Source organism: Paenibacillus sp. SYP-B3998 (assembly GCF_010820665.1).
Taxonomy (GTDB): domain Bacteria; phylum Bacillota; class Bacilli; order Paenibacillales; family NBRC-103111; genus Paenibacillus_E.
Window position 1 is genome coordinate 197,129 of sequence record NZ_JAAIKC010000008.1, and the last position, 15,840, is coordinate 212,968.

Here is a 15,840-nt window from a genome sequence, read left to right on the forward strand (position 1 = left end):
ACTTATGAATTCATGTAAAGAGAGGGCGTGTAACAATGAGAAAAGGTAAACAGGCAGGCGCTGTCATTTTGTTCATTTGTTTATTGTTTAGTATGATCCCTGTTTCTGGCTATGCGGCAGACACCAAATTGTTGGTCGCACCGTCTGGCGTTACTGCTAGCGCGGATGATGGGAACGTGCCGGCCAATACGGTAGATGGAAGCTTAACCACACGTTGGTCTGCTAACGGTAATGGACAATGGATCAAGTTCGATTTAGGTTCGAATAAGAAGGCTGCTTTTATTAAAATAGCTTTTTTATCCGGGGATACGAGAACATCCAGCTTCGATATTCAAACGTCCGTTGACAACGTGAATTTTACGACAGTTAAAGCCAACGTGACTAGTAGCTTAAAGGCAGATTTACAGACCTTTGACTTTCCTGATGTCGACCAAGTCCGTTATGTGCGCGTTGTTGGACATGGGAACTCTGTCAACACATGGAACAGTTATAACGAGGTAGAAATTTACGGTGTTGGCGTCGACACGGGTGTAGTTCCAGTTTCCAACTCCCAAGAATTAGTTTCTGCTCTTAGCAAAGCGAGTGCTGGAACAACGATTGTGCTTGCTAACGGAACCTACACACAAAACGGCCCCTTTATTGTGAGCGGAAAAAACGGCACAGCAAATAGCCCCATTACAATTAAAGCAGCTAATCGGGGAATGGCAATTATTTCAGGCGGGGCATCTCTGCAAGTTCAGAACTCGTCCTACGTGCATGTCGAGGGTTTGAAGTTTACGAATTCAGGTCATACGGGCCTCCTCTTAGATGGATCCAACAACATTCGGGTTACCCGTAATTTATTTGCCCTACAGGCATCTGGAGGAGCCTTAATCTGGCTTCAGGTTAGCGGGGTCAATAGCCACCATAATCAAATCGACCACAATGACTTCGGTCCAAAGAGCGACACGGACCCGCTCATTGCTTATCAAGGTGATGGAGATGGGAACATTTCGCAGCATGACGTGATCGAATACAACTATTTTCATGATGTCGGTCCGTGGGTTGCTAACGGTAAAGAAACGATACGCCTTGGTTTATCGGGAATCTCATTATCTAACGGGGACAATACCATCCAGTACAATCTGTTTGAGAACTGCGATGGCGAGCCTGAAATCGTTTCTGTGAAAAGCAGCAACAACACGGTACGTTATAATACGTTCAAAACCTCGAAAGGAGGGCTTACCTCAAGACACGGTCATAACAACGCATTTTACGGGAACTTCTTCCTTGGTGATGGCGTAGAAACGGAACAGGCAGGTATTCGGATTTACGGAAACGACCATAAGATTTACAACAATTACATGGAAAATCTGACTGCTAGCGCTATCATTCTTGATAATGGTAATTTTGACGGCGGTTCGGGCGGGTATCCTCCAAATCCAACACCCGATGATTTGAGAGCGCAGTGGAAAATTTACCGCGCACAGGTCGTCAACAATACGATTGTTAACAGCTCGACGGGTATTATTGTTGGTTCCGGTAAAGCCTATGCTCCGCAGGATAGCAGAGTGGCTAATAATATCGTGCGAAATTCGGCAGGTACCCTTTATAACGAAGTTGTAACCACCAACACCATTTTCGAAGGAAACATCGGGTTCGGCAGTACAGTGAGTAATAAATCCCGAGCTGCTTCCGAGATTTGGGGGATAAATCCGTTATTTACAACCGTAAACGGTTTGCAAAAATTATCCTCTACGAGCCCAGCGATCAACGCTGCCAAAGGAACCTACACGTATGTTACGGGGGATATGGATGGAGAAGCTCGCTCTACCAATGATATTGGAGCGGACGAGCGCTCATCAAGCACAGTTTTCGCGAATCATCCTCTGGTGAGCACAGAGGTTGGACCAAACGCACCTTAAGTAACCAATGCTCGCAAGAATGAAAAGGTGTTCAACTTGGAAGAGTTGTCCCGAAAGAATCCTGTGTTTAAGGGCTATCCCAAAAGGACCTGAAACGGTCAAAGGGATAGTCCTTTTTCTTATGTCGGGCATTTGCATGAAAATGGCCTGCTTTTTTGTGAAAACAACACTAAAAGCCCCTACGTAGGGGCTTTATCATGATTTCCGCCGGATGCGGAGAGGAGCGACAAATCAAGCAAGGGACTCTTTGACCGCAGGTTCGGTTAGCTTGTAGCCAACGTTCCTGATCGTCATAATATATTCCGGATTTCGCGCATTGTTCTCAATTTTATCGCGTAAATGAGAAATGTGCACATCGACGATACGCGTATCACCTAAGAAATGGTAATCCCACACACCGTGAAGCAATTGCTGTCGGCTTAGTACTTTCCCGCGATGCTTGCATAGGAATAACAGAAGCTCGAATTCTTTTGGTGTTAGCTCAATAGGAGCGCCATTGACGGTAACTTCCCGTTGATCCGCCTTAATTGCGATTTGACCAATCGTGATAGGGGCGTTCTCTGTTGTAGAAGGCAGTGTTTGAATACGACGCATAATCGCCTGGATGCGTGAAATTAATTCTTGAGGACTGAAAGGCTTCGTCATATAATCGTCGGCTCCGTTATCGAGTCCAGCGATTTTATCCGTAAGGTCTTGCATGGCCGTCAACATAATAATCGGTACGAGGTTATTCTGATTTCTAAGTTTACGGCATACTTGGAAGCCGTCCATCTTAGGCAGCATTAAATCGAGAACGATTAAATCGGGACGGAACGTTTGAATAGCTTCAAATACGGCCTCTCCATCAAATACACAATGCACCTCAAAGCCCACAAGCTTTAGGTTAAATTCTATGAGCATGGAGATTGAAGGCTCGTCATCCACGACTAATATTTTCTTTTTCATCGATTGGTTAGCTCCTTTTATCGAATGATAACTCTATTATCGCAGGACTCTATCATCGACATATTAAGATAAAGTTAACGCAGTGTAAAATTGATTTCCAAGTTGTCTTATAATAGGATAGAGTGTGAGGTGAAATTCACAGCTATGGCTTTTCATATTGTATTAGTAGAACCTGAAATTCCAGCCAATACAGGCAACATTTCGCGTACCTGCGCGGCTACGGGAACCCATTTGCATCTAGTTAGACCTTTGGGCTTCTTAACGGACGATAAGACGTTGAAACGGGCTGGACTGGATTACTGGCATTCCGTTAAGCTTGAGTATCATGATTCGTTTGAGGAAGTGAGGCAGGCTTATCCTGAGAATCGATTTTTCTTTGCCACTACGAAAGCGGAGAAGTGTTACACTGATTTTACATTTCAAGATGGTGATTTCTTCGTGTTCGGTAAAGAAACCAAAGGACTCCCAGAACAGTTGCTCCGCGCCAACCCTGATACCCTGCTGCGATTGCCGATGTCCGATGCGGTAAGATCGTTAAATTTATCCAACTCCGCAGCCATTATGTTGTACGAAGGGCTGCGTCAAACAGGCTTTATTGGACTTACATGAGTGATTATCGGATAAAAAAAGTGTTTAAATCGAGGTAACGCTTTAAAAAGAGAAAGTTTCATTTTGAAAATAGAAGGATTTTCTTTCAAAACGGCGAATAGGTACGGTATAATGCGTATAGATATGCTATTATAGTTCTAGAAGCATGGAAAACGTGAGCGGAAGAGAGGTGAAGTCCTGTGATGAAACCAGCCGGTGTTGTTCGTAAAGTAGATCAATTAGGACGTATTGTGTTGCCTAAATCGCTAAGAAAGCGATACCAAATGAACGAAGGTGATCCAGTAGAAATTCTCGTGCAAGGCGACCATATTATTCTAGAAAGATATCGTCCTAAGTGCGTGTTCTGCGGGAACATGGATGGGGTCAGCGATTTCAAAGAGCGCCATATTTGTAGTATGTGTAGTGCTGAAATGAATATGCTGAAAGCCAGAGTATAAGCAACAAGCAAAAAGCATCGCTTTTCCCTAGGGAGAGGCGATGCTTTTTTTTTTTGGTGTATAGCATGTTGTTTTGACTTACAGCCCTTTTGTCTTATCTTCGTTATAGGAAGCCGTCATCATAGCGACGATAAATAACAAGAAAACGGTATTAACGAGCCAAAATGTTGTTGATAATCCAAACATGTGCTGCACCTCCTACAGGGTTTGAAGAACGAAAATTCATATAGTTAGAATTTATTATACCCCAATGCTCGAATAAAAAGAAACAAATAAAATGTGAATTTTCGTTATTTGAAGAAAAGGAAGTGTGTCGCTAAGGGCCGCAGCTTTCCATCAGATGGACGGTTAATGACGCTTCCATTGAAAATCAAGGTAGAGGAGCCGCCTCCATCGAGATTATAAGCGTCGGTTATCCCTAACTGCTGCAGCTTGTCCTGCAGCTCTGCTAGGGTGGCGCCGGAATTTCCGCTCTCGTCATATCCATCTGTGACGATGAATAGCAGTTGGTCGTTCTTATAATTAGCCATAATGGTTCGGGCAGCGCGGGCTGGCGAGCTTTGCCACTGATAAGGAATCGACGTCTTGCTGCCATTTTTGAGCAGGGTAGGAACGAAGGTCGAACCCATCAACGGGTCTAGTTTGTCCAAATCGGCTTGGCTTGCGAACTTACCGCCGATCAGCTTACGATCTTTATTTAAACCAATAAAGATTGTATCGTTATTGCTTGGAAAAAAGCCATTCAAATATTTACCGTTAATGACTGTTGTGTCAAGGGGAAAGCGTCTACCCCTGCTGTCATCCGCGAAGCCGCCAGCATTCACCCCAGCGACGGCGCCGTATCGTTGAACAGCATCCAAGGTTGTTTCGCTCGATCCCATTTTGTCCTTACCAAGAACAAGCTTAATCCCTTTATCGCTCTTGAGGTTTACTTTAAGCGCATAGCCTTTGTAGTTGCTTTCGCTCAGTGTAAACAATTTAAGGTCGATGTTCCCAGAGGCAGCTTGCTTCATTGGGCTGCCTAGCTTCGCTGTAATACGAGAATCATAGATAAGACCAGGTCTGGCTGCTTGTGCGGCAGCGTTTTGAAGCATACCCGAAACTTCTGCGGTACTTTTCTCATATAATTCAAAATATTGCTGAATAATCGTCTTGGTCTGAACAGCTTCGACATTTGCTTTAACCAGCTTATTGTCTAAGGTAGACGCCTCTTGGTGAAACGAGAATGTAGCGGAGCCCCCCAATTTGAAGGTAGTAATAGGTACGCTCGCACTAGCGAAGAGCAACCAAATGAGCATGCCGAGAAAAGGGGCACAAGCTAGTAAGAAGACACGATTTATTTGCTGGATGGAAGTCATTATTTCAACACATCCAGATTTTTTTGCAGTTCTTCGAGTTTCTTTTTCACATCAGCAAGCTGAGTATAAAGCTGGTTGCTGTTATCGGTCTTACTGTTGGCGCTATCCTTGGTGAAAGCGAGCAGTTCGTTGAGTGAGTCCACTTTGGTTTGCAGGGCTTTCATGTCAGTCGTAACGCTTTCTTTCAATTGCGAGACTTGCTTTTGATAGTCTTCTTGAATAACGGTTAATTGCTGCTGGGTTTGCTGTGCGATATCGGCTGCGATTTTCTGTCTCAAATGCTCAGTGTATAGCATAGCTGCTGCCACTCCGATTGCGATTAGCAGGGCCCAGCCCATGAATAAATACAAGTACGTTTTCCTTTTTACTTTTGTGGTTTTCGTCGTGCGCGGAAACGTTGCTGTATTCGTTTCGATGGGCATATTCATGTAAATCACCTCTATTTGCTAGTATACCATATTCCAATTTTTTTACAGAATTTTAGATGGATTTCGAGCTTTTTCGGTATTCGTTAGGAGAGAGTCCTTCTTGTTTCTTGAATACTTTACTAAAGTACTTTTCATCCTGGTAGCCCACCATTTCGGCGACTTGTGAGATCCGAAGATGAGGATTGCGCAGCAGTGTCTTCGCTTTATCCATACGTATTTGACCTAAGTAATCGGATAAATTGACTTCAAACTCCTGCTTGAACTTTCTTGAGATATACTCGCGGCTGAGGAAGAAGCGGCTGGAGATATCTTGAAGCGTAATATCCTCGTGGTAATGCTGATCAAGAAAAGCAGCGATTTCGAAAATGATATTTTTATCCTTCTGTTGATGCTGAAGCAGTAATTTGGACAGCTGCAGCATGCTGCGTGTGAGCTCCTGTTGCCAAAGCGTCAGCGACAATATCCCATGCTCATCGAGTGGAACGATCATGCTGGACGGCTCATCTGCGAGCATCATTTTAACCTCGTCCTCATTTTTGCGCGGGAAAAATTCCTGCACCCAACGACGCTTCATTACAGTATATTCACGCCACCAATGATCCAACTGCTCAAACGTAATGGTATCGCTCTGTTTGACGGCGTCGATCCACTGTTGAACAGATTCTTGGATCTTCTCCATGCTGCCGCTGCGAATAGCCAGATGGATTCGCTCTTCATAATGGCTGAAGGCGAGAGCGCGATGCACGGACTTAGCGCTTGGTGTAAGTGTACTGTGAATCCAAGTGTCCTTACTCATGAGATTTCGCTGGCGTAAAGCTTCCCTCGCCTCTTGATAGGATAGCAACAAGTCAGATGGAAAAGGGTGCGAGCGACCAATGCCGAAATCTACGCGACTTCGTAGCGTTACGCGCATACCTTCATTAATCTTCGTAAGGATCGCTTCAGCCTCTTGCTGATCCTTCCATAGAAACAATACGATCTCGTTATCACTGTTCCAGTAACGGAAGGCGAAGCCTCGCTGCTTGCTGCTCAGAAACTCGTTACAGATATTGACCAGCGAGAAGAGAAGGAGGTCCAGGTTATGGCTGAACTTGTTCTTCAAGCTGCGTTCCATCGTATCCAGTGAAAGGATCGCTACACGGCATTGCGTGATGTTGCGTGACAGGCCAAGCTCCTTGTCTAGTTGATCAGCAGAACCGTCATAGGTGGAGGGCTCCGCAATCAAATTCGAGAGCAATTTGTCCCAATAGACAGGTTTAATTTGGTTCATTTCAATATTGCGCTCACGATTTACATGTCGATGTTCCTCCTCTTTGGTCCAGGCGAGTATAGCTTTAGCCAAGGCTTCATTCAATTGATCGGCATCGATAGGCTTGAGGATATAATCGGTGCCGCCATATTTGACCGTGTGACGCAACAGGGAGAAGTCGTCGTGACCGCTAATTACGATTGTTTTGCTGTTAGGGGCATTGACATGCAGCCACTCGAGAAGCTGAACCCCATTCATAACGGGCATCATCATATCAGTCATAATGATTTCGGGTTTATCACGTACGATCTGTTCCATAGCTGCTTCGCCATCAGAGGCTTCTAAGATTGTCACTATCCCGTGATGCTTCCAATTGACGAGCAGGCGGATTGCATCGCGTACGTGTCTTTCATCGTCCACAATTAATACTTTCATTCGTTTACTTCCTTCTGCATGGGAATCTTGATGGTGATTTTCAAGCCATGTGGGTTGGTTGGACTGATCTCTAGCTTGGCATCATCGGTAAAATACAATTGTATCCTCGTTAGCACATTGCTGAGGCCGATGCAGGCTTCATCCGTGATGGAAGGCGCATGAAGTCGGCTTCTCACCTCACGCATTCGTTCTTCTGTCATGCCAATTCCGTTATCTTCAACAACGATCATCAGAATATTTCCAGTTTCCTCTAAAATGTTCGCCGAACGTATACATAATAAGCCCGTATTTTGGCTAGGTTTAAACCCATGCTTGAAATAATTTTCAACAAGGGGCTGCAGGATCATTTTGGGTACGGAAATTGACTTGGTGCTTTCTTCAATCTCAAAGACGATTTCAAACTGGTGATCAAAACGTTGCTTTTGCAACTCCAAATAAGAATTAACATGATCGATCTCTTTGCGTAATGGAACGACAGAATCACTTGTGTTCATGCTATAATGCATCATTTTCGCTAGGGATGAGATTAATCCATATACTTTTGGCGCATCATGCTGTAAAGCTAGTGTTCCAATGGACTGAAGGGCATTATTCAGAAAATGCGGATTGATTTGCGCTTGCAAGGCCATAAGTTGATTCGACTTATTGGCGAGCTCTAGCCGGTATTCGCGCATGACCATTTGATTCAAATCCTGCATAAGGCCATGGAATCGGTTGGCCAGAATACCTAGCTCATCCGTACGGGCAAGCTCGATATCCGCGTTCATCTGTCCGGCTTGGATACGTGTAATGTAACGAATAAGCTTCTTAATGGGTGCTGTGAAACGAATGCTAATATAAATGGTTCCTGCAATCACAATCACGAGAAACAGGGTCAAAACAAAGGAATTGATCAAAGTCAACTGTCTTGCGTTCTTCGTTAATTGCTCATAAGGAAGCCTTTTTACGATGATCCAATCCACAGAATCGGTTTTCATCTTCTCGTAAACATTTACGCCAGCATAGATGCCTTTGGTCCATTCGTAGCTGCCATTTTCAGTCTGGCTATGGATGGCCTCATTTCCCCAGTTGCCCTCTAAAGGATGGCCCCATTGAGAGGGATCAGGACCGAATACGACGAGGCCGGAATCATCAAGAATATACAGTTCTTCTTGGTCATGGGTGTACAGATTTTTGCATATTTCAGAAATCAAATCGAGATCGAGATCGATAACAAGCTCGCCGATTGAGCTATTGTTCGGTGAATACATGATTTTCCGATGCATAGATAGAACAGGTGAAGGAGCAAAATAGACAGTAAGTGGAATGCCATAGTTATTGCTTTCATGGGTAGTTTCGAAATAAACGACCTTATTTTCGGGAAAAGGACGTAAATTTTCGTATTTACCGCTTGAACTTTTAGTTATTTCATTAACGACAAGATAGGAACGGTCACTCACACCTGCATAAAGATAAACCTGTTTGAATTCTTTAATCGAATGGGCCATTACTTGTAGCCCAACCTTGATGTCCTTTTCATCCGAAATATCGAATTCCCGTTGTCTCTCTAAGTAGTTGTATAGCTTTTCATTTGTATAGAGGGTAAGGGATGCCTGGGTAACGCTATTCAAGTAGTTAATGAGATTGGTTTTGCCTTGTGAAATCAATACGGCGTTGTTCGTGATTGTATCCTCTGTTACTCTCTGTTTCGTGAAAAAATAGGAAACGACAATGGATGTCAGGAACGGAATCAAAGTGGCAAACAGTAAAAAAAGAATCAATTTATTTCGAATGCTGTTGCGGATCAGGGAACATCAACTCGGTTTCTTATGGGTTGTTTTTTCCCTACATTGTAGCAGGAGAGGTCAACAAATTCCACCTAATGCGTCACGATTATCTGTGTTTTAGAAGAAGCAAGGTATTTATACTTAGTATAAAGTTACCTAATCGTAAGGGGGAAAATTCCCATGAAAAACAACAAAGGTATAGCAGGACTTCTCCAGCAATGGGTATTCGTTGGCCCGGCGCTGATCTTTTTCGCGCTAATTGTCGTCGTTCCTTTTCTAATGAGTATTTATTATTCATTTACGGAATGGAATGGTGTGACAACAACTGTGAAGTTCAACGGCTTGGACAATTTCAAACACATTCTGTTTGAGGATACGGATTACCGCAATGCGTTCTGGTTTACAACACGTATAACCGTGACGGATGTGATTCTTACGAATCTCGTCGGATTTCTTCTCGCTCTCTTGCTCACGCAAGCTTTGAAAACCAGAAATGTACTACGTACCATTTTCTTCATGCCGAACGTAATCGGTGGGCTTTTGCTCGGTTTCATTTGGCAGTTTATTTTCGTCAAAGGCTTTGGGACGTTAGGCGATTTGACGCATATCGGTTTCTTCCAGCTGCCGTGGCTCGGTGATGCGCCTACTGCCTTCTGGGCAATCGCTATCGTTAGTATATGGCAAGGCTCCGGTTACTTAATGATTATTTATATCGCGGCACTTTCCAATGTGCCCAAGGATATGGTTGAAGCGGCTTATATTGACGGTGCTACGCGTCTTCAAGTGCTGAAGAACATTATCATTCCGCTCATTATGCCCGCTATTACGGTATGTTTGTTCCTAACCATTTCGTGGAATTTCAAAATGTTCGACCTGAACTTCTCCTTGACCAAAGGCGGACCATTCAATTCGACGGAATCCGTTTCTATCAATATTTATCAAGAAGCGTTCCGGAACAATCATTATGGTTTAGGTACAGCCAAAGCGTTAGTATTCTTCATTGTAGTGGCCATTATATCGACCATCCAAGTCATGTACACGAAACGCAAGGAGGTTGAAGTGTAATGGAGAACGTTAAGAAATATTCAGGACGACTGTTTACGCTCGAAGTTTTGGGCATCGTGCTTGGCATTCTATTCTTGATTCCTTTCTACTTCGTGATTGTAAACTCACTAAAGACATTTCCGGAGCTAGCAGCCAATACGGCAAAGCTTCCCAAAAGTTTATACTTCGATAACTATATGAAGGTATGGACGATTATGAAGTTTCCGAGCGCCTTCTTTAATTCTTTAGTTGTTACGGTGCTTAGTAATGTTGGGCTTGTCGTCATTAGCTCCATGGCGGCCTATCGTATGGTGCGTAAAACAAGTAAATTCAACAACTTTGTATTTCTAGCATTCGTTGCTGCCATGGTAATCCCGTTCCAATCCATTATGATCCCGCTTGTGCGTGTAGCAAGTCAAGTCGGTCTTATGGACAGCAAGTACGGTTTAATTATTTGTTATTTTGGATTCGGCGTATCGCTGAACGTGTTTTTATATCACGGCTTTATTAAGTCTATTCCCTTAGAAATTGAAGAATCTGCCACTGTCGATGGTTGCTCGCCGTATGGTGTGTTCTGGCGAATTGTTTTTCCGCTTTTGAAGCCCATGTCTACAACGGTCATCATCCTAAACAGTTTATGGATTTGGAACGATTACTTGCTGCCTTCGCTTGTCTTGAATAATCCAGATCTGCGAACGATTCCGCTTGCTACTTTTTCTTTTTTTGGTCAGTACACGAAGCAATGGGATTTGGCCCTGGCAGGCTTGACACTTGGCGTATTGCCTATCGTTATTTTCTTCCTTGCGATGCAGAAGCACATCGTTGAAGGGATAACTGCGGGTTCCGTAAAAGGTTAAAATTATTGCGAAATAGTTCAAGATCTTCCACCTTTATGTTCAATATTCTCTGTGTTCTGGGTTTAAGTAAGTGTTTACAATAAACCATGTAAGCTGTTAAGAAGCAGCTCGTCCAAAGAAATTGCCTGTTGGCGATTGACGGATTTAAACCAAAAAAAGGGAGGCAATACATCAATGAAAAAACTGACGATGCTCAGCATGGCGGCTGTACTCACACTATCTGTGGTCGCGGCGGGTTGTGCAAAAAAAGAAACAACTCCGGCGCCCTCGGCTTCAGCAGGTACAACAGCAACTACGCCAGCTACAGGCGGTAAACAAGTTACAATAAAAATGTTCCAATTCAAAGTAGAGATTGCTGATCAATTAGGCAAACTCATTCAAGAATATCAGAAGCAAAATCCGAACGTGAAAATTCAAGTGGATACAGTTGGCGGCGGCGCAGACTATGGCGCAGCATTGCTCGCTAAGTTTAATTCAGGCGATAAACCGGATATTTTCAACAATGGCGGTTTCTCAGATCTGGATAAATGGATTGACAATCTCGAGGATCTTTCCGATCAGCCTTGGGTGAAGGATCTCGTAACCGTTGCGAAAGAGCCGATGACCAAGAACGGCAAGCTGTACGGTCAACCTTTGAATTTGGAAGGCTATGGCTTTATTTATAACAAAGATTTGTTTGCAAAAGCCGGTATTACTGAGCTTCCCAAAACTTATACGCAATTGGAAGCGGCTGCTAAGAAATTGCAGGATAGCGGAGTTACACCTTTCGAAACAGGCTATGGCGAATGGTGGGTCCTTGGTAATCACTTCGTAAACTTACCTTTTGCTTACCAACCTGATCCGAATGCCTTCATCGATGGCTTGAACAAAGGCACGGCGAAAATCCCAGGTAACGAAGTATTCAATAAATGGACCAATTTGTTCGACTTGCAATTGAAATACGGCAACAAGAACCCATTGCAAACCGACTACAACACGCAAGTTACTGATTTTGCTACAGGTAAAGCAGCGATGACCCAGCAAGGGAACTGGACGCAAGTTCAAATCTCTAAAACAAATCCTGATATCAAAATTGGCTTCTTGCCAATGCCGATCAGTGACGATGCAGCAGCAAACGATAAGTTGTTTGTAGGCGTACCGAATAACTGGGTTATTAACAAAAACTCTGCTGTCAAAGAGGAAGCTAAGAAATTCTTGAACTGGATGGTAACTTCGGACGTAGGTAAAAAATACATCACGGACGAATTTAAATTCATTCCTGCCTTCACTACGATCCCAGCAGATGAGAAAGTGCTTGGACCGCTTGCAGCAGATATTATCAAATACAGCAAAGACAACAAAACACTCAGCTGGAACTGGTTTAAATTCCCAGGTGGCGAAGCTTCTAGCAAAAAATTTGGCGATATTATGCAAGGTTATGTTGCCAAGAAGTATACGAAGGATCAAATGCTGGATGAATTCCAGAAAACGTGGGATAGTCTTAAGAAGTAACACCATTATGAACCAAAATAAAGCCTCAGCGTCAATGCTGAGGCTTTTTGCCGTTTAACAGAAGGGGAAGGGGCTGATACAATGAGGAGGACTGGAGGGTTTACGATAATCATGGGAATTAGAACCTGGCTGCAAGTGAAACGAAATCCGCTTCCATTAGAGAAACAATTATCTCGTGAGGCGATTATTTCGCTAATTATTCATTCAACCTTTCAATTCGGAGCTTCAATGTCAGGTGTATTCTTGAATTTGTATTTGTGGCGTCTCACGCAAAGTCTGGCAGTAAACGGTACTTATAATCTCATTGTTTACCTATTAACACCGCTTGGATTCGCCATTGGTGGATGGATGATCAAGAAGAAAGACAGGATGGTTTCTTACAGGTTAGGGATCGTGCTGGTCGCACTGTTTTATTTAAGCGTTATCATTGCGCAAGAGAAATTAGTCGAGTACTATATCCTCTTCGCCGTCTTTAATGGACTAGCCTCGGCTTTTTACTGGGTGGGCTATCTTACTTTGATGTATGATGTTTCAACAGAGCAGAATCGCATTCGCTATTTGGCCTTTAACATGATTTTCTTCACGGTAGCTACGCTAGCAGGACCTGCATTGGCTGGATTCATCATCCGTTTGCAGGAGGGCCTTCGCGGTTATACAATTGTTTTCTCGATTGCATTTTTTATGTTTTTATTGGCAACTCTTATCTCTCTGAAGATCAAAGCGTTCAGTAGTCATCATAAAGTGTACTATTTAAAATATACGGGACTTATCATGAAAAAGGACAAGGATTGGCTGAAGTCACTGTTAGGTTTTACAGGAATGGGTCTTCTTCAAGGAACGATGTTATTTCTGCCTAACATTCTTCTATTTAAAGTAGTGCCGCGAGAAGATATTGTAGGTTATTTGGGCGTACTTTACTCAAGCTTAAGTATCGTAATGGGGGTCTTTATTTCCAAATATGCTCAAGCAAGCAAAGCGCGTATGTATTTGGCCATTTCTACGATTGGATATTTGATAGGCGCTTCATTATTGTTAGGAAGTATTAATGTATGGTCGGTGGTAAGCTTTATGATTTTGTATTCGATTTTCGCTCCTTTGCAGGGGAATACGATGACGGGCTATTATTATGGGCTTATTTCAAAGCTTCCGCTAAAAGGAGAACTAAAGGTCGAAAGCGTCGTTGTTCGAGAATTTTTCTTAAATGTTGGCAGGGTTATTTCAATTTTCTGTTTAATATTTTTTGGCAGCGAGCTCGATGGTGGCTGGATCCCATGGATTTTGATTACGGCTTCCTTTACGCAAATAGCTCTGGTATGGTCCGTCAGAACGCAAACTCAATCATTATAGCGTTAAGTTCGAATATATAGCATGAGAGTGTGAACTCGCGGGTATTCTTATAAGGAGGAAGTTTGGGAAAAGAGGGCGTGTAAGCGATGGAGCATTATGATTGCGTCATTGTAGGTGGGGGCATTGCCGGTCTTCAAGCAGCTATTCAACTAGGCAGATATGAATATCGGGTGCTTGTGATTGATGCAGGATCAGGGCGTTCTACGCTATGTCGCAGCTATCACAACCTATTAGGATGGCCTGACGGCGTATCCGGCGAAGAGCTACGCAAAATTGGCCGACAGCAGGCGGAGCGGTTAGGTGTTATTTTTGCCGAGGATGAAGTTGTGCAAGCGGTGGCAAAAGGAAAATTAGGGACAGGCTTCGAGCTGTGGGGAAAATCAGGTAAAGGGTATGAAGCTCTAACCTTGCTGCTTGCGACAGGACTGATGGATCGCATGCCTGAGTTACCAGGGTTGAAAAGCTGTTTGGGGTTAACTATTTATGTATGCCCAGATTGTGATGGTTATGAAATCAAAGATAAACGAACGATCGTAATGGGTTCGGGAAATGCCGGAGCAAGTATGGCGCTAATGCTGAGCAGGCACACTCCGTATCTTACGTATATAAATCATGAGCAAAGACCCATACATAACAAAAATATGTCTGAACTAAAGCATAAAGGGATATTGTATGTGGACGAAGACATCCACGAGGTCATCGCTGGAGCGGACGGCAAAATACGGGCCGTTCGCTTAGCTAGCGGCAGGCAAATCGAAGCGGAGCGAGGCTTTATCGCATTTGGCGGCAACGAAGTGAAATCGGATTTAGCTAGGCAGCTTGGAGCTGAGCGTATGGAGAACCGACACATCGTAACCGATTCCCGCAGCAAGATGACGAGTGTACCGTTCGTATGGGCTGCGGGAGATGTCGGTGTTCATGCGGAGCAAGTATCGATTGCGATGGGGGAAGGCTCCCAGGCGGCGATATGGATGAATAAAGCGCTTCTTATGATGAAGGAAGAAACAACCGCTTATCAGGCAATTGTTCGGTCATAGTCACCCCAAAGTGAAGAGAAGATCAATCGTGGCTTTCGTTTGGGGTATTAAGTTGGGTTGCAGCTGGAACAAGCTCATCCTGGACGATGTTTTGGACAACAGCAAGGGGAACTAAGGCGGTAGGAAATGCGGCTACAACATGAGCATACTCGCTCAGTGCCTTCTCTCCTAATGGCGTGATATGATAAATGCCGCGGCTCTGACGGACGAACCAACGGTAGTAGTTTTTTTGGAGCAGGGAACTGACCGCTTTGTTGCCCGTGTAGTCGCGCAGTTGACGAGGGCTTAGGGGGCCATACGTGATAAGAAGCTGAACACAGTGCAGCGATTTCTCTCGGTATGCTGTCATCAGCTTCTGTTGAAAGCTTCCGCCTACATTGTAATCGCCGCTGCGTTCATGAAATTCATTGACGACTTTGAGGGCTGCGCGCTTGTTGGCGCGCAGCATATAAGGTGTAGGCTCGCAGACAACATCGACTGCGGGCTTTTTGCGTTTATAGAATTGCACGGTCATGATGCCCAAACCGAGCATACGGCATAATCGGCGTAAATCGTCCCATTGGAGTCGATGAGGGGCACGCCCCTTGTTAGGCAGCTCGAAAGCGACATAGACTTCCGAAGTTAGGCGCAGCCGTTCAATGCCTTGAACAAGAAGCGGAATATTGAAGCTCTTCTTCAGTTCGACAACGACGGGGGGCTCCTCGCCACGAATCGCTACCATATCGCAGTGCTTCACTTCACCGCGAACGGTATAGCCTCTTTCTTCGAAATATTGTTTAATCGGAGCATACAGCTCCGTTTCGTTCTTGATTGGCATGTTAATCCGTTTCCCCTATCGTTATGGCATGCTAAGTAGAATGTGTTTCATTATAGCATAGCTTTTGTTCCAATAGGGGTGAAGTAACTTATCTAACATGCTGAATGAACTAGACG

At 44.1% G+C, this 15,840-nt stretch carries 14 protein-coding genes; 8 read left to right on the top strand and 6 right to left on the bottom strand.

The genetic code is table 11. The features are described 5' to 3' along the window. Positions 1-35 precede the first annotated feature (35 nt). Entirely contained in the window at positions 36-1,904 is a 1,869-nt protein-coding gene (locus GK047_RS19915; RefSeq protein ID WP_163950734.1) for a chondroitinase-B domain-containing protein, read from the top strand. Positions 1,905-2,135: 231 nt separating this feature from the next. Here GK047_RS19915 and GK047_RS19920 read toward each other — a convergent pair whose 3' ends face one another. Then, positions 2,136-2,849, bottom strand: coding sequence for a response regulator transcription factor (locus GK047_RS19920; RefSeq protein ID WP_163950737.1), 714 nt, complete (start codon positions 2,847-2,849; stop codon positions 2,136-2,138). 144 nt (positions 2,850-2,993) lie between these two features. On the opposite strand from GK047_RS19920, the gene trmL reads away from it, so the two are divergent. Together trmL and GK047_RS19930 are read left to right on the top strand one after the other, a co-directional pair. Next, positions 2,994-3,458 (top strand): tRNA (uridine(34)/cytosine(34)/5-carboxymethylaminomethyluridine(34)-2'-O)-methyltransferase TrmL, encoded by a 465-nt coding sequence (gene trmL / locus GK047_RS19925; protein ID WP_163950741.1) that lies wholly within the window; start codon positions 2,994-2,996, stop codon positions 3,456-3,458. A gap of 182 nt (positions 3,459-3,640) precedes the next feature. Then, positions 3,641-3,895: an AbrB/MazE/SpoVT family DNA-binding domain-containing protein gene (locus GK047_RS19930; RefSeq protein ID WP_163950744.1), complete on the top strand. Its 255-nt coding sequence runs from the start codon at positions 3,641-3,643 to the stop codon at positions 3,893-3,895. 290 nt (positions 3,896-4,185) lie between these two features. On the opposite strand, the gene GK047_RS19935 is transcribed toward GK047_RS19930, so the two are convergent. From GK047_RS19935 to GK047_RS19950, 4 genes are read right to left on the bottom strand one after another with little or no spacing between them, the layout of a single operon-like run. After that, positions 4,186-5,253 (bottom strand): phosphodiester glycosidase family protein, encoded by a 1,068-nt coding sequence (locus tag GK047_RS19935; RefSeq protein WP_163950747.1) that lies wholly within the window; start codon positions 5,251-5,253, stop codon positions 4,186-4,188. Continuing rightward, positions 5,253-5,681 carry a hypothetical protein gene (locus GK047_RS19940; protein WP_163950750.1) on the bottom strand — a complete coding sequence of 143 codons (429 nt, stop codon included), beginning with the start codon at positions 5,679-5,681 and terminating at the stop codon, positions 5,253-5,255. The genes GK047_RS19935 and GK047_RS19940 overlap by 1 nt, the downstream gene beginning before the upstream one ends. 52 nt (positions 5,682-5,733) lie before the next feature. Continuing rightward, positions 5,734-7,365: a response regulator gene (locus GK047_RS19945; protein WP_163950753.1), complete on the bottom strand. Its 1,632-nt coding sequence runs from the start codon at positions 7,363-7,365 to the stop codon at positions 5,734-5,736. After that, positions 7,362-9,125 (bottom strand): cache domain-containing sensor histidine kinase, encoded by a 1,764-nt coding sequence (locus GK047_RS19950; protein WP_163950757.1) that lies wholly within the window; start codon positions 9,123-9,125, stop codon positions 7,362-7,364. The genes GK047_RS19945 and GK047_RS19950 overlap by 4 nt, the downstream gene beginning before the upstream one ends. Positions 9,126-9,311: 186 nt before the next feature. On the opposite strand from GK047_RS19950, the gene GK047_RS19955 reads away from it, so the two are divergent. The 5 genes from GK047_RS19955 (at position 9,312) to GK047_RS19975 (ending at position 14,907) form a co-directional block, all read left to right on the top strand. Further along, the gene (locus tag GK047_RS19955) at positions 9,312-10,196 is read left to right on the top strand and encodes a carbohydrate ABC transporter permease (RefSeq protein WP_163950760.1); all 885 of its coding nucleotides are present in this window, start codon (positions 9,312-9,314) and stop codon (positions 10,194-10,196) included. Next, positions 10,196-11,032: a carbohydrate ABC transporter permease gene (locus tag GK047_RS19960; RefSeq protein ID WP_163950764.1), complete on the top strand. Its 837-nt coding sequence runs from the start codon at positions 10,196-10,198 to the stop codon at positions 11,030-11,032. Before GK047_RS19955 ends, GK047_RS19960 begins: the two co-directional genes overlap by 1 nt. Before the next feature lie 174 nt (positions 11,033-11,206). Next, the gene (locus GK047_RS19965; RefSeq protein WP_163950766.1) at positions 11,207-12,523 is read left to right on the top strand and encodes an ABC transporter substrate-binding protein; all 1,317 of its coding nucleotides are present in this window, start codon (positions 11,207-11,209) and stop codon (positions 12,521-12,523) included. Between the two features lie 111 nt (positions 12,524-12,634). Further along, positions 12,635-13,870, top strand: coding sequence for an MFS transporter (locus GK047_RS19970; protein ID WP_163950769.1), 1,236 nt, complete (start codon positions 12,635-12,637; stop codon positions 13,868-13,870). An 86-nt stretch (positions 13,871-13,956) separates the two neighbouring features. Then, the gene (locus tag GK047_RS19975; protein ID WP_163950772.1) at positions 13,957-14,907 is read left to right on the top strand and encodes an NAD(P)/FAD-dependent oxidoreductase; all 951 of its coding nucleotides are present in this window, start codon (positions 13,957-13,959) and stop codon (positions 14,905-14,907) included. Positions 14,908-14,929: 22 nt separating this feature from the next. On the opposite strand, the gene GK047_RS19980 is transcribed toward GK047_RS19975, so the two are convergent. Next, positions 14,930-15,724: a DUF2161 domain-containing phosphodiesterase gene (locus GK047_RS19980; RefSeq protein ID WP_163950775.1), complete on the bottom strand. Its 795-nt coding sequence runs from the start codon at positions 15,722-15,724 to the stop codon at positions 14,930-14,932. Positions 15,725-15,840 lie beyond the last annotated feature (116 nt).